This is a genomic window from uncultured Metabacillus sp. (genome assembly GCF_947503125.1).
Classification (GTDB): domain Bacteria; phylum Bacillota; class Bacilli; order Bacillales; family Bacillaceae; genus Metabacillus.
The window spans coordinates 90,601-107,565 of sequence record NZ_CANNCR010000013.1; the positions used below are offsets into that span (position 1 = coordinate 90,601).

Sequence of the window (16,965 nt, forward strand, 5' to 3'; positions counted from 1 at the left end):
CAGATCACAGCGGAAGGTAAATAAAAAACGGGTTCTGAATATCAGAACCCGATTAATGAAGGTAATAATTGTAAGGTGTTTATATGAGAAGAACTCCTTAGCAACTGTTACTACTTCCCTACGCTGGTATCATCCAGATCAGGTTCGAAGGGTCAAAGAACTTCAAACGCGTTCCTCTCTCAGTCCAGGCTAATGGACTCCCCTAGTAGAATATGGAAATACTATTAAAATCAGTTTTAACTATATCATAAAGAAAAAAGTAGTCAACTATTAATTTAATATTTGATCATATTGAACTATTTCTCGTCGTTTAGGAAATTATAAAATTCATTGAACTGTGGATAAGCACTGCGACATCCAGCTCCACCGCCTAGCCCCTAGGCTGATCAAGGCGCTTGCGCTTTTCTTATTATTTTGAAAGTAATTGATTATACAGCTTTATTAAGCGTTTTTTCCATTCAAGAGAAAGTTCATCAACAGAGAGAATTGTTTCAATTTTCGAGAGATCTTGCTGATGAAAATATGTATGGTGAATGCTTGCAATCGACACTTGCTTAGGATGCTTTTCAAGCAGCTTAATGTCCGACTTGGCAGTGATTGTTCCTTCTTTAAGCACACGGAAGAAAAAGCCCGTATAGCCCAATTCGATCATTTTATTAAGGATGGTGTTGATGTTTGTATGTTTATTGATTGTTGCACATGGAAATCGGCCCTGTGCAACCTGTAATACGGCATCACCTATTTTGTACACATCACCAACACAAACATTGGTTTCTATCATCCCTTTCGCAGTAAGATTTTCACCAAATGCAGCTTTTCGCAATGTTGTTTGATAGGTGCTTTCCCAAAAAGCGTAGTGTTCATATGGATATAAACATACAACTCGATCAGCTCCACCGTGAAATTCGTGGTTTTCTACATCATCACCAGAAACACGCTCGAAAGTGACCTCGAAGCTTTCAACTTGGTCTTTTGAGATACCTGATCGATATTCTCTTCCTTTATGAAGCAAGGTTTTTGGTTTGCCTTTACTTAACCAAATAATTTCAGTCGTCATTTCTTCACATCCAATTCCAATGTTCAAAACAAAAGGTCAGACCCAAATATGTTGTGAGTCAGACCCTATTTTGACAGTAGTATTTCAAAGGTGTATTTAAACATACTAATATTTTTTATCTAATACGTTTTTTTGATCTTCACTCATTTTTATATTTAACAGCAGATCTAGGTTTTGGCTTGCAATTAAAGTTCGATGCGAGTCTATCCCGTTTTCTTTTGCGATGATAAACATTCTTTTTCGATATTCTTCGATAACTGCATCAATTGATTTCAATTAAACCACCTTGCATTAGGCTTTACTAGGTGGAAAAGTCCTAGTACTTCTATTATCGGATATTTTTTCCTGTTGTAAAGGTTTTAAGGTATTTTTTTTCTGATTTTTATAAAAAATTGAGTAAAAAATACTACATTTTGTAGTTGGTTGGAAGAAAGAATAATATATTTTGTGGTTAAACGTTTTATTAAAAACGTGAAAAAATAAGTTTGCCTGAAAATAGATGTGAAAATGAGCTTTCGGTAAATTTTACTAGATCGTCATGGGATTTTAGGCGAGTTTCATTTTTGTGGTTTTAAGGAAAGAAAATACTTTGCGAAGAACTTTTGAGAGGAAAGGGTTAACACTGCAGCACGAATGAGAGTGTAATGCTGCAGCATTAAGTTAATTTCTGCCTCGGCCAAATCGAAACTGAGCATTTAATTGACCTTGAAGCATTTTTTTCTTTATTTCAGCCTCGCTTTCACGCTGTTTTTCTTTTAGCCTCATTTCCTTTAATATTTCAGTCGTTTGTACACCGTCCTCACGCTTATTAGCAATATCCATCAATGTCTCAATATCGTTAAACGAGTATTTTCTAGTACCTCGATCATTCCGATACGGAGCGATTAATTTACGTTCTTCATAATAACGTATTTGTCTCAAGGTGAGCCCGGTTAATTCACTAACTGTTCCAATTGAAATTACCTTCTTATCCTTATAAGAGCGGTCTTGCTGATTCATTCTTCCACCCCTTGTTAAAGAAACTTCTTGTTTCAAGTGTAACTTTACATGTAAGATTTCGCCTTATTTTTGTTAGAAAATCTAACAAGGAAATATTTCGTGTTAGAATTGTGTTAGGTTTCATTACGCTTAAAATATATAATAAAGGTGAGGAAATGACAATGAAAAATTAGGTGGGATTAATTCGCAAATTCGCAACCGATACGCATACAAGAGGAAAAAATAATCATAAAGCTTTTGCTTGAGGGCTTTTTAGCTGCTTCAAAAGTTGATGGGAAAGGCTAAGTAAAAAAGGTTGTGAGAATAAACAAGTAACATCTTCATACATATTTGATTTAAGGTTGTAAACCGTCAGGGTGTTTATGATTGTACCATCAAAAATGGCCATATATAATTGCTGATGCTTTGGCTCTGTTAAATTTAAAAAATAAATTTTTGTCGTTTTATTTTGATCCTCTTTTGCTACTACTCTTATAGACACTAGTTTCAACTCCTTTTAAATGTTGAAACTAGTGTCGACATTATTTCTTCTGTTTAAACGAATTAAAACAATCTTAATAACTCGAAAGAAAATCTTAACATTTAGTTAACCGTTCGCTAACAATTATAAGGTAAGTTAGAGGTAGAAAATAAGAAGATGGAGATGATCGCCATGAGCAGAATGTTGCAAAATGCTCTGGATGAGCAAAGAAAATATTACTCTCAAAAATTACTTGCAATCGGTGTATATGATTCACAAGTTTTGACGAATATGACACTTACTGAATTAAAGAATGAATATAACTATTTTTATCACAATGTTCCTAAAGTAACACGTAAAAAATCAACATCTAATAGAAATGAATTAGATTTTGGAGAAAACTGCTTTTAGTTCATGCTTCCTTTACAAAGGAGTAATTGGTAAAATACGGGTTATACAGTGAGGACAAAATTTAAAGGGTTTTGTCCTTACTTAGTATTAATAAAAATGTATCTGGGCTATCATGGCCATACTGGAGATAGAGGTATTGTTATTAGTAGTTGGTAAAGATGCCGGATTTCTGGAAGGAAAAATAAAAATGAGGATAGAATAGTGTATAGTAAAGCAGGTGATGATCATGAAGGAAAAAATACACGAGATTCTTAAGCAGATTGAGGCAGAAAAGGATATTAAAATAATATATGCATGTGAAGCGGGGTCTCGGGCATGGGGATATTCAAATGAGAACAGTGATTTTGATGTTCGTTTTATTTACATACATCGCCCATGTTGGTATTTAACCATTGATCGACAAAAAGATGTTATAGAATTACCTGTTAATAATTTGCTTGATGTTAATGGTTGGGATTTACAAAAATGTCTTAAATTATACCGGAAATCTAATCCGTCCGTCTTAGAATATATACATAGTCGTTACCACTATATGCAGCCTTTCTCGACGGTTGAAAAATTAAGAAAACATACACAAGATGTCTTCTCACAGAGAGCATGTTTCTATCATTATCTTCATATGGCTCAAAAAAACGCTAAAAAACAAATGGTAAGTAATGAGGTTAAACATTATTTAAATGTACTTAGACCTCTGCTTGCGGCAAAATGGATTGAAACATATAAGAAATTTCCGCCTGTGGATTTTACAACACTTGTTGAGAAGACGGCATTACATCATTCTATTAAAGCTGAAATAGCATCGATCTTAGCCAAAAAAAGAATGGGTGAGAAGAAGGTTACTAATATAACATTACTTCATGAATTTTTTGAGTGTGAGATAAAGCGTTTAATGGAAGATGCAAAAAATATAAATGAAACCATTGAAAATCCGACTCCTTTGTTAAACGGGATTTTCTTGGATACATTATATGAAGTATGGGGGATTAAGCTTTATTAATGCAGCAGAACCACCCTAGTTTGCTGTCAGCAAAGAAAAAGTATATTTTTATTTAAATTATTATAGTTAAAAACCTTCAAATATTTTGAAATTCATAGTAAAATAAAATTTGCACTAAAAATATTTAATGTTTTTAATGACAAAAAGTTTATCCTTGAATAATTTTGAATACAAGAGGGCGATGGAATGAGATCATACACGGAAGAAGAATTACAAAATGCGTTAGATTTGTTTCGAGTTTTTGCAAGGGCTTTCAAAAGCATCTCAGAGCATTCTATACGTGATAGCAAGGAACATGGATTTAATCCGACAGAATTTGCTGTATTAGAATTACTTTTTACGAGAGGACCACAAAAGCTGCAACAAATCGGTTCAAGGCTATTATTAGTAAGCGGTAATGTTACATATGTGATTGATAAGCTTGAAAAAAATGAATTTATTTACAGGGAACAAGACCCTAAGGATAAACGTTCTGTTTATGCAAAATTAACGGATAAAGGTCAAGCATATTTGGATGAGATTTATCCTATTCACGCAATTCGTATGGCCAGAGCATTTTCCGGCCTTACTGCTGAAGAGCAAAAAGAATTGAAAGCGCTATTAAAAAAGGCGGGTATTCATAGTCAACATTTGCTATTTAGGTAGACTGATAGAAAAGAATGAAGGAGAATTCTCTTTGAAATAAAAAAGGGAGCTGTCTCAAATTGTTTTTAGTGACGGCTTCTTGATTAGATTTTAATAGCAATATTGCAAACAGATTAAACAGATTATTATCTTATCAAAAATGAAAACTGTATGAGGGTCTGAGCGGTTTACTTTGAAGTCAGACCCTTTATTAATGTCCTCAATGTCTCATCTTGCGGGGAAGTGAAATAGTCATGAAAAGGACAGCCTATTGTCTTTGAGCGGCTAATGACATTATCCATTGTAAAATCTTTTACGGACAACTCTGCATTTACTTCTTCCCAAAGCAATGGTGCAGCAACATAGGCCCCCTCTTTTTTACCGCGGAGGGAATAAGGGGCAACGATCGTTTTCCCTTCTGCATGTTGAATGTAATCAACATATAGCCGGTTCCCCCGATTTTTTTTCATTCGTTCGATTGTAAAGTCATCAGGAAAGCTTGTGACAAGAAACTCAGCAATAAATGAAGTGAAAATCCGAGTTTCATCATAGCTAAGTGAATCCTTTGAAATGGGTATATGAATTTGTAAGCCTTTATTTCCTGAGAGCTTTGGATATGATTTTAACCCGAAATGGTCAAAAATCTTTTTCATTTCGGTTGCTGCTTTAATGGCGAGGTGAAAATACTCCTTAGACGGCGGGTCGAGATCAAAAACTATTTCTATAGGATGATTCGAATCAATTGTTTGAAATGGAGTATGAAATTCAAAAGCCAGCTGATTCCCAAGCCATAGCAAAGTAGATAAGTCATTGCAAATAATGTAGTCAATGTTTTCATGTTTTTTTGATTCGATAAAACTTGGTGCATAATCAGGCTTGTTTTTCTGATAAAAGGCTTCACCAAACATTCCGTGCGGGAAGCGGATTGTTGTTAAATAACGATTTTTTAAAAATGGAAGCATAAAAGGTGATAGCTGGTATAGATAACTTAAAAACTGTTCTTTTGTCACATCCATTGTTTCCCATAGTGGTTTATCAGGATGAGTAAACACAACCTCTTCATGAATGGGAGCAGTGGCTAATAAAAGCTGATCCCAGGTGCATTCCTCAAACCCTTTATCAAAACGGAAAGAAAGAAAAGATGGTTCCCGTAATTGGCCTTTATATAAAGATAAAAATTGAATCTCAACAACAATGCTTGGAGTAATCTCAACAAAGGAAGGAGTTTCACTGGATTTATTATCTTTGATTATTTTTATTAATGCCTCTCGCTCTTCACTTGAAATTCCATGAGAAAAGATTCCTGCTTGGATGATGTCCTCTCCTTTAAATACTCCTACATGAAAATAGCCGTTTTTCTTATCATAACCTGTGATAAAAAAGCAGGCATACTTATAATTTTTTATTTTTATCCATTGCTTTGTACGTACGCCGACCTCCCATTTGCTATTAAGTTGTTTAGCAATGATTCCTTCACCATCCTCAAGCTTCATTTCTACCCAAACCTTTGCATAATGGTTACTATATGGAACATACTGTAGAAGATTAGAAAGTTCCGGTGCAACTGTTGTTGGAAGTTGGGTCGCTTGAAACAGCTTTTGAAGCTTTTCTTTTCTCTCTTTTAATGGTTGATTAAAAAGCGGCTTGCCGTTGATTTCGAGAAGGTCAAATGCTAAGTACTTACAGGGAAACTCCTTTGAAGCTTCGTTAATTTTTTCTTTGTTTTTTAAACGGCCTCTAATTTGCAATTGTTCAAAATGAGAAAAATGCATAGATGTAAGATAAACAATTTCACCGTCGAGTATTAATGGTAAAAAGGGTTCCAGCTTTTGCTGAAGCTCACGTACTTCAATAATGATTTCAGGAAATGTATCGTTTAAAGACTTTTCATTCCTGCTGATTAATTCAATGGTTTGTTTCGTGATATATAGTAGGGCGCGAAAACCGTCATATTTGGTTTCATATACCCAATCGGCACCCTCAGGGATTTCACTATGTAATATTGGCAGCATTGGTTTCATGTACTTCACCCTTAAATTATGTCTTATTTGTAATATGGACAGTTCTTCAATAAATCATGAAAGGATGGCGATAATTTTGAATAAAGCTGTTTTTCTCGATCGTGATGGAGTTATAAATGAGGTTTTAAGTAAGCGAGTCAAGTTTGTCAATAAACCGGAACAAATGCATTTACTAGATGGCGTTGGTGAAGGCATTAAGCTATTAAATAAGGCAGGATTTTTCGTATTTGTTGTGACAAATCAAGGTGGAATAGGACTCGGGTATATGAAGGAAGAAATGTTATGGAAGATTCATGAAAAAATGAAACAGGATATTGGCAGGCATGGGGGTAAAATTGACGATATTATTTACTGTCCGCATAAACCTCACGCTGGCTGTGTTTGTAGAAAACCTGAGCCGGAGATGCTCCGCAGGCTTGCTGAAAAGCATGATGTCAATTTAAGCGAAAGCATTATGATCGGTGATCGAGATGTAGACATTATGGCAGGAAAACAAGCAGGTACAAAAACGATCTTAATTGGTGAGGAGGAAGGGGAAGCAGATTACCAATTCGCATCATTACTTGAGGCTGCAAAATGGTTAACGAAAGCTGAATAGGATCCGATGACTGAAGGTTTCCCTAGCAAAAACATGTGGCTGTCCCCATATGGTGATTACCTAGGGACAGCCTCTTTTTAATAATATCAGAAAAAAATTATATATTTTCTTAACATAGCTTGCGTTTCTGAATCTAGCTCCAGGCGCCATCGGCGAAGCACAGGACGTGCAAGTGCAGTTAAGAGATAAGGCCGCCCTAGTTTTTAACTGCCTCTTGGGTCTAGTCAAACAGGAATTGAAGGTAAAGAACACCTTCTATTCCTGTTCGCCTTATGCTTGTCGCCGAATGCTAAGCGCCTTGCGCTTTTTTTAGTTGAAAGTTTCTAAGCTTTCTTCCGAACTGTTTTTGTCTTTTTGCCTGTTGTACTAGGAGGAGGCTGAATAGTTCCAGTGTTTTCTCCTGCAGCTTTAGCCGGTTGAGCTTTTGGTTTAGCTTTTGTTTTTCCTTGAGGCTTTTTCGTTTTTTCAATACTTGCTTGTAGTGCACTCATTAAATCGACTACATTTTGTCTTGGTGTTGTTTCAGTTGGCGTTTTGCCTTCATTTTGGTTAACCTTTTGTTCAATCAAATCTTGAAGGGCAAGACGATAATCATCTTTGTATTTTTCAGGATCAAACGTGGTTGTTAACTGGTCAATTAACATGATGGCTGTTTCAAGTTCTTTAGCGCCGACTTCGACCTGCTCTGGAACACTAGGTACTTCTTTTACATTTCTTACTTCATCAGGGTAATGAACGGTTTCCATTACGATGCAGTTTTGATAAACACGAACCATAGCAAGCTGTTGCTTTGAACGAATAGTCATTTGAGCAATCCCGATTTTACCGGATTTATTCAGGGCCTCTCGAAGTAAGCCGTAAGCTTTTCCACCATTTTCTCCAGGTCCAATATAGTAAGAACGGTTAAAATAAATCGGATCAATTTCCTCCATTTTTACAAAATCAATAATTTCAACGGTTTTATCTTCATGCTCGTCTTTTAATTCTTTAAGCTCTGCATCTGTAAGAACAACATATTTTCCTTTTACATATTCATAACCCTTGACAATTTCATCGTTGTTGATTTCTTCGTCACAGTTTGGGCATTTTTTTTCATATTGGATCGGTGTATGGCATTTTTTATGAAGGGTTCGGAGCTTAATGTCTTTATCTTCTGTTGCTGCATAAAGTTTAACCGGAATATTGACGAGCCCAAAACTGATTGAACCTTTCCACATCGTATGCATAGATTTCCTTCCTCTCCATTGACTAGTTATATTTAGGATAAGTTTCTTAAGGCTTTTTCATGTGTAGTAATAGATACCAAAAAATTCCGGTATTAAAAATGAAGGGTCTTTCCCTACACACAATATAGAAGCTTAACTAGTAAAGCTTCATATAAAGTAGGGGATGACCCTTATAAATTGCCTAATTAAAAAATGCCTAACAGCTGCAAGGTAATAATGAGAGTGCCAAGTACCCAAACATATACTGCAAATATTTTTAAGGATTGCCGCTTAACAAATGAGATCATGAATTTTACGGCAAGATAACCAAAAAACGCAGAAGCTAGGGTTGCAACAAGCATCGACAACAAGCTAATTTGTGGGACATCGCCTGAAAAGACATCCTTCAACTGAAAAATTACTCCGCCACATATTGCAGGTATTGAAAGTAAAAAGGAGAAATAGGCGGCTGCCTCTTTGTCCATTTTCCGAATTAGTGCACCAACGATTGTCATACCAGATCTTGAAATCGCTGGAAAAATAGCAAATGCTTGAAAGCTTCCGATAAAAAAGGAGTCAAAAAGGGAAATGTCGTCTATTTTCTTCGCTCCATTTTTTATTGAATCGGCGAACCATAAAAAGATGCCTGTTAATAGAAATTCCCAACCAATTGTCACACCTGTTTTTGAAATTTCATCAAAGAAATCACTAAATAAAACACCTGCGATCACTGCAGGGATTGTTCCAACAATAAGTAATGCTGTTGGCCTGCTAAATGGTTTTTTCAATAAATTGATTAGGATATCTTTGTAGAAAACAACTAAGGCAATAAGGGTACCAATATGGAGCATTGTATCGAGATATAGACCTGCTTCCTCTAGCCCGAAAAGTTTTCGTCCTAGATAGAGATGACCGGTACTACTTATGGGAATGAACTCAGTGAGTCCTTGTATGATCCCTAGAATAATGGCTTGAAGCCAATCCATTTCATCATCCTCCTATCCAATAAACAAGGGTTGTCTGTTTACAGAATATGTAGGATGACTGGGATACTAGAACTTAATGGATTAAAATGTTCATGGTATACTGATTTTTTTAGCAGGAGCATCTCGGTTCCCTGAGCAAAGTTACTTATATGAACAGAAATGATAAAAAAATGACTCGATTTATGTAAAAACGATAAGTTTTATGTCAAATTCGTAACAGAAAATAGGTATAAATTCTTACGTTTCACTTTTTTTGATTATACACCCTTAATAAAACAAATTGATTCGAAACAATGTAGTGAAAAGGAAAATTTATTGGGGGGATAAAAAAGGAGATGGTAAATGAAACAGTGAAAATATACGATTAGAGTAAGGTTTTTTAGATATGAAATTTTTATATTTCCATTTTTTTATGTTCGATCTTTCGTTCGATTAGACTATAAAATAAATTTATTTGAAAAGTTGAAGAATGTTGTTCTATTTTTATACCATAGGTATAAAGTATGAAGTTTTGTAATAATTGTCTTCATTCTGTAGAAAACTAGAAAGGTATTTTCATATTTCTTCCTTTGCGAACCCTATGTAATTTAGCTATGATAAACAAAGTAATATAGGGGAAACAGAGGTGAACCTCAATGCTTAGCCTTTTGTTTGGACTAGGTAAGAAAAAACGTACACTAGAAGATACCGTTCTTTTGATTCAACAAGGTGATAAAGAGTTACAAAATCAATTAATAGAACAATATAAACCATTTGTTGCAAAGACGGTTTCATCCGTTTGTAAACGATATATAAATGAAAATGATGATGAATTTAGTATAGGTCTAATTGCATTTAATGATGCTATTGAAAAATATTCAACAGATAAAGGCAGTTCATTGTTTGCTTTTGCTGAATTGGTCATTAAACGTAAGGTAATCGATTATATTCGTAAAGAAGTTCGTCATCCTTACACAGTCAATTTTGAACTGCAGGAGCATGAAGAGGGTGAATTCTCTCAAAGTAAAATTGAATCTGATTTATCAATTGATGAATATACGAAATTGATTGAGCAGGAGCATCGCAGAGAAGAGATTGCCTATTTTCAGCATTGCTTAAAAGATTTTAAACTAACATTTGCTGAAATTGTCGAACAATCTCCAAAGCATTTTGATGCAAGACAAAATGCCATTTTAGTTGCGACCAAATTAGTAGAAGATGACGAATTAAGGGAATTTCTTTTCCAAAAAAGACAGCTTCCTGTAAAACAACTTGAAGCGAAGGTTGCAGTAAGTCGAAAAACAATTGAGAGAAATAGAAAATACATTATTGCAATGGCTATCATAATGTCAGGGGAATTTGTCTATTTAAAAGAATATATTAAAGGGGTGTTACATTCATGAAAAGAGGGGTCGTCGTAGAATATAATGATGACTTTGTTACACTACTTACCCCAGATGGGCAATTTTTAAAAGCTAGCAATAAAGAGGGTAATTACGAAATTGGAGAAGAAATTTCTTTTTTCCCTCTAATGGATAAACGTGAAGAGGCAGCTACGAGAGTATCAATAATGAAACAACGAAATCTATTGGCATATTTTCAATCTCGTAAGGTAAGGATAGGCACTTTATCTGTTTTGGCAATCATGTTATTTATGATCAGTTTTATCCCTTTTTTTAATCAGGATAAAGTTTATGCCTATATGTCAATTGATATTAATCCCAGCTTTGAAATGGCTATTGATGATAACTTAAAGGTTATTTCACTAGAACCATTAAATAAAGAAGCCGAAATGCTTATTGACCAGCTTCCTGAGTGGGAAAACAAACATTTTCAGTTAGTGGTTGATTCTATCGTAGCAGAATCTAAGGAAAAGGGCTACGTTTATCCAGGCAAAGAAATTGTAATTACTACAGTTATAAAGAATGAGGTTAGTAAAAGTAATACAAAACTATCAGAAAATATTGAAGAGATCCGCACCTCCTTTGAACATAACGAAATTGAAGTGAAAGCAATTGAATCTGACATTGATACGAGAGAAAAGGCTCAACAACAAGGAATATCTACTGGTAAATACCTAGAGCTGATTGAGAAAGAAAAAGCTCCTATTGAAAGCAGTGGTGAGCAGATTGATAAACAGAATCAAGATGAAAAGAAAGCTGCAGCAGAGCAAACAATAAGTGAAACAAACCAACAAGCTACACCTGGAAACAACCAATTATCTAATTCAAAAGATGCCACGGTCATTACAAATAATGAAAAAAATGTTAATAAAACACAAGATATAAAAAATGCAAAGAAAGAGAACCCTTCACATAAAGAAGTTAACATAAATCGTAACAACAGGAATAATCAAAAAAATAATGAAAAAAAAGATCGAAAACAAGGAAATGATGACTGGGAAGACGAAAATGATGACCAGGAAGACGATAATCAGGACGATGAAAATGATCGGAAAGAAAATCGTGATCAAAATAATAGCGACGATGTAAAAGAGAAGAATTGGAAAAACAAAAATAATAAAGAAGAAAATAGAGATAAAAAGCAAAAGAAAGAAAATAAAAAAGACCGGGACGATGATAATGACGATGATTAATCATTATGAGAAATGGTCCGGACTAAATATAGTAAAAAAGGCTGATTAGGGGAATCAGCCTTTTTGCCATATTTTTTTATTCGGTTCTTTGTCCGTTCAATTGTGATTGAGCCTGAGCTACTAATCGTTTTGTAATTTCTCCGCCAACAGACCCATTCGCACGTGAAACAGTATCTGATCCTAATTGAACACCAAATTCATTTGCAATTTCATATTTAATTTGATCCAGAGCTTGTTCGATCCCTGGAACAAGTAGCTTATTACTGCTTCTAGTCATAAAAAAACTCACTCCTTATTAGAATTAAAAAGCTGATAATTGTATCTCTGCGTTTATTTTTCAGCTTTAATCATAAGGTTTCATTTGCGAAGATTTTCTATACTGGTAATGTTTAGTTCATCAAAATGGGTATTTAAATATACCTGTGCCCTTGTTTGGAAATGGGAAGCTAAAACAGATAAAACAGTAACGACCAGTACATTTCTAATTTTTAACCATTCTTGTTCTGAAAGCTCAGAAAACCGCTTTGACATAGCATTTATTATATCAACAATTCTTATTTCCAACTTTTGATCATTTAAGCTTAACGAAGGCAAGGTTTCAATGGAATCGATGACGTCAGCATATATTTCATAAAAGGTAATTGGACTAATTAAGTCATCACTACGATCTGATAAAGTATTAAAAACAACAATTAAGAGCTTACGTATTTTTTCAAATTCGAAAACTGTTTTTAAGTCTTTGACAATTAATAGCATAGCCGCTTGATCAATTGAATATTTTTTACCAAGCTCTGGTGTCCCAATCAATTCTTTAACATCTCGTTTAATCCAGTTTTGAATCGATGTTGACTTGAGTGAAGTAAGCTCACATAAATTTGCCAGTGCGACAATCTCATTTGTAGATAGTCCATATTCTTGATTGCTATTGCGCCTTTTGTTCGATTTAGATAAAAATGAAGGAATTTCCATCTCATTTATCATCGTAGTACCTAATGCTTGCTTTACAATATCTATAGGAAGGTGGGTAGACACTCCCTTTAATGAATATAATAACCTTGTCATTTGTTTACGCGTTAATTGAATGGTCATGATGTGACACCCCGATCAATTTATAATTACAATCGTGAAGCTTCCAATGTGAAGCATTTTGTAAACATCCTGAATATTTCTTGAAATGTAGTGAAAGAGTTTCTATAATTTTATTATAATATAAGTTCAAAAGAACTTGAAATATGGAGGTTGCCATGGCCAAACGTATTTTTCTTTTTCTGTTAGCTAATATTCTCGTGTTAACAACGATTGGGCTTGTTTTATCATTATTAAATGTTTCACCTTATCAGTCTGTAACCGGTCAAATTGACTTAGTAAATCTGCTTATTTTTAGCGGAGTAATTGGGTTTACAGGCTCTTTTATGTCATTAGCCATGTCCCGTTGGATGGCGAAAAAGATGATGGGAGTAAAGGTGTTAAATCCCAAATCATCACTCTCACCATTTGAACGGGATTTAGTGGAAAGAGTTCAACGATTATCAAGAGCAGCGGGATTATCAAAAATGCCGCAGGTAGGAATTTATCAATCTCCAGAAGTAAATGCATTTGCTACAGGACCTTCTAAACGTCGTTCCCTTGTTGCTGTATCAACCGGTCTATTAAATGAAATGGATGATGACGCCATAGAGGGTGTTGTAGCCCATGAGGTTGCACATATTGCAAATGGAGATATGGTGACGATGACATTGCTTCAAGGGATTGTCAATACATTTGTGGTCTTCCTGGCCCGTATTGCTGCTTGGGCAGTATCGAGGTTTGCAAAGGAGGATCTTGCACCAATTGTTCATTTTATTGCCGTGATTATTTTCCAACTTGTCTTTTCCATACTAGGAAGCCTTGTTGTTTTCGCCTTTTCAAGATATAGAGAATACCACGCAGACCGTGGAGGGGCAGACTTAGCGGGCAAGGATAAAATGATACATGCCTTACGTGCATTGAAACACTATTCTTCACGTGTTAGGGATGAGCAATCCTCATTAGCTACCTTGAAAATTAATAGCAAAAAAGGGATGTCCTTATTTTCTACACATCCTGATTTGGATGATCGTATTAGGCGTTTAGAGGCAAAATAATTATAACTTTTTCAAAAGGGTCTGACCTCTCTTACATGCACCAATATATGGAGCTTTCGACAGCTTAGTTCCTATATATTGTGTTTAGGAAGGTCTGACCCTTTTGTTTTGTGAAACCCCTCTTATTTATCTAATTTTGGCGTCCAACTTTAAAGTTAAAAACTCTTTAAATTTATGTGTTTTTTCTTTAAGATAAAGGGAATGGTTAAATTATGTGGCATTATTAAAGTTTAGAAAGAAATGTAAGGAATGAATGAGAAATGAACAAATGGAAGCTTCGGCTGCAAGCATTAACACCCGTACAATTGATTGTATCTTATTACTTCATAGCAGTTACAGTTTCAGTCATTTTATTAAGCTTGCCCGTCGCACATAAGCCTGGGGTGGAATGGACATTTATTGATGGGCTGTTTACTGCGGTAAGTGCAGTAAGTGTAACCGGATTAACCTCCATTTCACCAGCTGAAACATTTAGTGTAACAGGCATTTTTATTCTTATATTTGTTCTCCAGTTCGGAGGGATCGGTGTCATGTCTCTCGGTACGTTCGTATGGTTAATTATGGGGAAAAAAATTGGTTTGAAAGAACGACAATTGATCATGGCTGACCAAAATCAGCAAAATTTATCTGGGATTGTTAAATTAATTAAGGAGATAATTATTTTAATCCTTCTGATTGAACTAACTGGCGGACTGATATTAGGAGTCTACTTTCTGAATTATTTTGATACATGGCAGGATGCATTTTTGCACGGTATTTTTACCTCTGTTAGTGCAACAACAAATGCCGGCTTTGATATTACCGGGCAGTCAATGATTCCTTTTGCTAATGATTACTTTATTCAATTTATTGTCATTATTCTAATTATCCTTGGGGCAATTGGATTTCCGGTTTTAATTGAAGTAAAGGATTTTTTGTTCAATAAACAAAAGCGTTACAGATTTTCATTATTCACAAAAATAACATCGATTACTTTCTTCTCTTTAGTTATCGGTGGTACAGTTGCCATTGCATGTTTGGAATATGCCTATTTTTTTAAAGGGATGAATTGGCATGAAACGTTTTTCTATTCATTGTTTCAATCCACCGCGACCAGAAGCGCCGGGTTAGCAACAATGGATGTAAGTATGTTCAAAGAAACAACCATCCTTATTATGTGTGCATTAATGTTTATTGGCGCTTCTCCGAGTTCAGTTGGAGGAGGAATCCGCACGACAACCTTTGCATTAAATCTCTTGTTCCTTTTTCATTTTGCCAGAGGAAATAAATCCATTAAAATTTTTAAACGGGAACTTCATGAGGAGGATTTAATGAAATCGGTTGTTGTGACAATGTTTGCTTTCTTAATTTGTTTTTTGGCAGTTGTCATCTTATCGATTACAGAACCATTTTCATTTACGAAAATTTTGTTTGAGGTTTGTTCAGCCTTTGGAACAACTGGACTTTCAATGGGAATTACTGCAGATCTTAGCACAGCAGGAAAGATCGTTATTATGATATTAATGTTTATTGGAAGGGTTGGAATACTTACCTTTTTGTATTTATTAGGAACAAAGGAACGAAAAAAGGACAATTACCATTATCCAAAGGAAAGAATAATTATAGGCTAGTTTTAGAAAAGATTGATAACCGCCATTTTCGGTGATTGTCAATCTTTTTTTAGCAGAATCACTGTTCCAAATAAGCTATTATGCTATACTTTATTGGGACAATATGGTAGTGTCAAAAGTTCTATGAAAACTCAATAGGTGGGTAGTCGCTTTTCCATTTATTTGGTGGAAAGGCCACACAATCGCTCTTGACAAACACGCCAATGGTTTACGGTCTGTTTAACAAGGGCGACGGGGACAAAAAGAAGGTATGCTAAATAGCCCTTGGTTATTTCCATTTTAAACCATTGGCAAGTTCGGTTTGTCAAGAGTTCGCTTCGCCGATTGCTGTTTTGCTCAAGGGCTCTGCCAAACAAAAAGTTAGGCTGATTGTTCAATAAGCCATTTTTGTGCCAAACCAATAAGTTTGGACCATCTTGCTGGCATATTTGGGAGCTGCAGTAACTCAGGATTGAGCACAGGCACCTTACCTTCTAGAGCCGCATGTGGCCGTAAAAAGTTAAAGTAAGCCACAAACAAGGTCACAAAAGACACGGAGCCATGTTCAGAACCAAACCCGTGTGTAGAGCGATAATTGCCTTTAAATGTGCGATTAAGCCTTTCTATCACTTGTTTGAGTGGTCTGAACTCTTTTGACACTGGATCCTCATTGGTAAGCCCAATCACTTGTGTGATATCGAAGTGAATGTCATGTTGGGCAAAAAAGTGCTGTGCTAAAAGATAAATTGGATTGCCGTCCACCACAAATGTTAGGTCTTCGGGTATCTTTTTGAGCTTTATTAAGACATCATCAATGGCACGGATTGCTGTCCCAGTATCCCGATTAGGTGATACGGGGTAAGACAGAATTATCTTTTTTACGGCATCAAAGAAGAAGAACAAGTAGTGCCAACGCCCATTCACCCTGATATAGGTTTCGTCTCCACAGAACTGATCTGATAGTTCGTAAGGATAGTTATCAACGTAAGGCTTGAGGTAAAGAGCTACGGCATTCTCGTAGTTCAAAATGCTTTGATGCGAAATCGATACTCCATGAACATCTTTCATAAGGGCAGCTGTTTTACGGGCCGAAAGGCCATAGTTGACGTGATAAGTTAAAATGAGCCCCAATGTATGTGGCGAAACATAAAGCCTGGCTAGGTCAACCTTCGGTTTCTTGGGAGAAGATTTAGACAATGGCTGAAAATCTATACGAAACTGCCGGAAAATGTATCTTAGCTTAAAGGCTTGAGGGTCTTTCTTAAACTGGCTCTTTTCTTTCGAAGACATGCCATTTAGCTTCTTTTGATAATAAGGACA

Annotated in this window: 18 protein-coding genes and 1 riboswitch; of the genes, 8 read left to right on the top strand and 10 right to left on the bottom strand. The window is 35.4% G+C overall.

Features of this window, described 5'->3' with window-relative positions:
• Positions 1-98: 98 nt before the first annotated feature.
• Positions 99-214: riboswitch (TPP riboswitch) on the bottom strand.
• Between the two features lie 195 nt (positions 215-409).
• The 4 genes from Q1B07_RS11545 to Q1B07_RS11560 all read right to left on the bottom strand — a co-directional run bounded on the left by Q1B07_RS11545 (position 410) and on the right by Q1B07_RS11560 (position 2,537).
• On the bottom strand, positions 410-1,057 hold the full coding sequence (locus Q1B07_RS11545) for an MOSC domain-containing protein (RefSeq protein WP_299089342.1): 648 nt from the start codon (positions 1,055-1,057) through the stop codon (positions 410-412).
• A gap of 105 nt (positions 1,058-1,162) precedes the next feature.
• On the bottom strand, positions 1,163-1,333 hold the full coding sequence (locus Q1B07_RS11550; protein WP_299089340.1) for an aspartyl-phosphate phosphatase Spo0E family protein: 171 nt from the start codon (positions 1,331-1,333) through the stop codon (positions 1,163-1,165).
• Between the two features lie 384 nt (positions 1,334-1,717).
• Complete coding sequence (locus tag Q1B07_RS11555; RefSeq protein ID WP_299089339.1) at positions 1,718-2,056, bottom strand: MerR family transcriptional regulator; 339 nt, start codon at positions 2,054-2,056, stop codon at positions 1,718-1,720.
• A gap of 226 nt (positions 2,057-2,282) precedes the next feature.
• Positions 2,283-2,537, bottom strand: coding sequence for a hypothetical protein (locus tag Q1B07_RS11560; protein ID WP_299089338.1), 255 nt, complete (start codon positions 2,535-2,537; stop codon positions 2,283-2,285).
• A 171-nt stretch (positions 2,538-2,708) separates the two neighbouring features.
• Here Q1B07_RS11560 and Q1B07_RS11565 point away from each other — a divergent pair, with 171 nt between their 5' ends.
• The 3 genes from Q1B07_RS11565 to Q1B07_RS11575 all read left to right on the top strand — a co-directional run bounded on the left by Q1B07_RS11565 (position 2,709) and on the right by Q1B07_RS11575 (position 4,569).
• Positions 2,709-2,927 carry a Fur-regulated basic protein FbpA gene (locus Q1B07_RS11565; RefSeq protein ID WP_299089337.1) on the top strand — a complete coding sequence of 73 codons (219 nt, stop codon included), beginning with the start codon at positions 2,709-2,711 and terminating at the stop codon, positions 2,925-2,927.
• A 226-nt stretch (positions 2,928-3,153) separates the two neighbouring features.
• Positions 3,154-3,924, top strand: coding sequence for a nucleotidyltransferase domain-containing protein (locus Q1B07_RS11570; protein ID WP_299089335.1), 771 nt, complete (start codon positions 3,154-3,156; stop codon positions 3,922-3,924).
• A gap of 186 nt (positions 3,925-4,110) precedes the next feature.
• Positions 4,111-4,569, top strand: coding sequence for a MarR family transcriptional regulator (locus tag Q1B07_RS11575; protein ID WP_299089334.1), 459 nt, complete (start codon positions 4,111-4,113; stop codon positions 4,567-4,569).
• Positions 4,570-4,736: 167 nt separating this feature from the next.
• Here Q1B07_RS11575 and Q1B07_RS11580 read toward each other — a convergent pair whose 3' ends face one another.
• The gene (locus tag Q1B07_RS11580) at positions 4,737-6,569 is read right to left on the bottom strand and encodes a DNA ligase D (protein ID WP_299089333.1); all 1,833 of its coding nucleotides are present in this window, start codon (positions 6,567-6,569) and stop codon (positions 4,737-4,739) included.
• Positions 6,570-6,645: 76 nt separating this feature from the next.
• Here Q1B07_RS11580 and Q1B07_RS11585 point away from each other — a divergent pair, with 76 nt between their 5' ends.
• Entirely contained in the window at positions 6,646-7,167 is a 522-nt protein-coding gene (locus Q1B07_RS11585) for an HAD family hydrolase (protein ID WP_299089332.1), read from the top strand.
• 323 nt (positions 7,168-7,490) lie between these two features.
• On the opposite strand, the gene Q1B07_RS11590 is transcribed toward Q1B07_RS11585, so the two are convergent.
• Both Q1B07_RS11590 and Q1B07_RS11595 read right to left on the bottom strand, forming a co-directional pair.
• On the bottom strand, positions 7,491-8,393 hold the full coding sequence (locus tag Q1B07_RS11590; RefSeq protein ID WP_299089331.1) for a Ku protein: 903 nt from the start codon (positions 8,391-8,393) through the stop codon (positions 7,491-7,493).
• Between the two features lie 185 nt (positions 8,394-8,578).
• On the bottom strand, positions 8,579-9,358 hold the full coding sequence (locus Q1B07_RS11595) for an undecaprenyl-diphosphate phosphatase (RefSeq protein ID WP_299089330.1): 780 nt from the start codon (positions 9,356-9,358) through the stop codon (positions 8,579-8,581).
• A 635-nt stretch (positions 9,359-9,993) separates the two neighbouring features.
• Here Q1B07_RS11595 and sigI point away from each other — a divergent pair.
• Complete coding sequence (gene sigI, locus Q1B07_RS11600; protein WP_299089329.1) at positions 9,994-10,740, top strand: RNA polymerase sigma factor SigI; 747 nt, start codon at positions 9,994-9,996, stop codon at positions 10,738-10,740.
• Positions 10,737-11,933, top strand: a complete 1,197-nt coding sequence (locus tag Q1B07_RS11605; protein WP_299089328.1) for an anti-sigma factor domain-containing protein — start codon at positions 10,737-10,739, stop codon at positions 11,931-11,933. The genes sigI and Q1B07_RS11605 overlap by 4 nt, the downstream gene beginning before the upstream one ends.
• A gap of 76 nt (positions 11,934-12,009) precedes the next feature.
• On the opposite strand, the gene Q1B07_RS11610 is transcribed toward Q1B07_RS11605, so the two are convergent.
• Both Q1B07_RS11610 and Q1B07_RS11615 read right to left on the bottom strand, forming a co-directional pair.
• Entirely contained in the window at positions 12,010-12,210 is a 201-nt protein-coding gene (locus tag Q1B07_RS11610) for an alpha/beta-type small acid-soluble spore protein (RefSeq protein ID WP_299089327.1), read from the bottom strand.
• A gap of 80 nt (positions 12,211-12,290) precedes the next feature.
• Complete coding sequence (locus tag Q1B07_RS11615) at positions 12,291-13,025, bottom strand: DUF1836 domain-containing protein (protein WP_299089438.1); 735 nt, start codon at positions 13,023-13,025, stop codon at positions 12,291-12,293.
• Positions 13,026-13,177: 152 nt separating this feature from the next.
• On the opposite strand from Q1B07_RS11615, the gene htpX reads away from it, so the two are divergent.
• Both htpX and Q1B07_RS11625 read left to right on the top strand, forming a co-directional pair.
• Entirely contained in the window at positions 13,178-14,056 is an 879-nt protein-coding gene (gene htpX / locus Q1B07_RS11620) for a protease HtpX (protein ID WP_299089326.1), read from the top strand.
• Positions 14,057-14,316: 260 nt separating this feature from the next.
• Positions 14,317-15,666, top strand: coding sequence for a TrkH family potassium uptake protein (locus tag Q1B07_RS11625; protein ID WP_299089324.1), 1,350 nt, complete (start codon positions 14,317-14,319; stop codon positions 15,664-15,666).
• A 360-nt stretch (positions 15,667-16,026) separates the two neighbouring features.
• On the opposite strand, the gene Q1B07_RS11630 is transcribed toward Q1B07_RS11625, so the two are convergent.
• The coding region (locus Q1B07_RS11630; RefSeq protein ID WP_299832792.1) for a DDE-type integrase/transposase/recombinase at positions 16,027-16,965 on the bottom strand (939 nt) is incomplete at its 5' end.

What these genes read in the sequence shown, in the direction of transcription:
- Q1B07_RS11570 (WP_299089335.1), top strand. Translation starts at nt 3,154, where the DNA reads ATGAAGGAAAAAATACACGAGATTCTTAAGCAGATTGAGGCAGAAAAG.
- Q1B07_RS11605 (WP_299089328.1), top strand. Translation starts at nt 10,737, where the DNA reads ATGAAAAGAGGGGTCGTCGTAGAATATAATGATGACTTTGTTACACTA.
- htpX (WP_299089326.1), top strand. Translation starts at nt 13,178, where the DNA reads ATGGCCAAACGTATTTTTCTTTTTCTGTTAGCTAATATTCTCGTGTTA.
- Q1B07_RS11610 (WP_299089327.1), bottom strand. Translation starts at nt 12,210, where the DNA reads ATGACTAGAAGCAGTAATAAGCTACTTGTTCCAGGGATCGAACAAGCT.
- Q1B07_RS11545 (WP_299089342.1), bottom strand. Translation starts at nt 1,057, where the DNA reads ATGACGACTGAAATTATTTGGTTAAGTAAAGGCAAACCAAAAACCTTG.
- Q1B07_RS11555 (WP_299089339.1), bottom strand. Translation starts at nt 2,056, where the DNA reads ATGAATCAGCAAGACCGCTCTTATAAGGATAAGAAGGTAATTTCAATT.
- Q1B07_RS11575 (WP_299089334.1), top strand. Translation starts at nt 4,111, where the DNA reads ATGAGATCATACACGGAAGAAGAATTACAAAATGCGTTAGATTTGTTT.
- Q1B07_RS11580 (WP_299089333.1), bottom strand. Translation starts at nt 6,569, where the DNA reads ATGAAACCAATGCTGCCAATATTACATAGTGAAATCCCTGAGGGTGCC.
- sigI (WP_299089329.1), top strand. Translation starts at nt 9,994, where the DNA reads ATGCTTAGCCTTTTGTTTGGACTAGGTAAGAAAAAACGTACACTAGAA.
- Q1B07_RS11565 (WP_299089337.1), top strand. Translation starts at nt 2,709, where the DNA reads ATGAGCAGAATGTTGCAAAATGCTCTGGATGAGCAAAGAAAATATTAC.
- Q1B07_RS11595 (WP_299089330.1), bottom strand. Translation starts at nt 9,358, where the DNA reads ATGGATTGGCTTCAAGCCATTATTCTAGGGATCATACAAGGACTCACT.
- Q1B07_RS11625 (WP_299089324.1), top strand. Translation starts at nt 14,317, where the DNA reads ATGAACAAATGGAAGCTTCGGCTGCAAGCATTAACACCCGTACAATTG.
- Q1B07_RS11590 (WP_299089331.1), bottom strand. Translation starts at nt 8,393, where the DNA reads ATGCATACGATGTGGAAAGGTTCAATCAGTTTTGGGCTCGTCAATATT.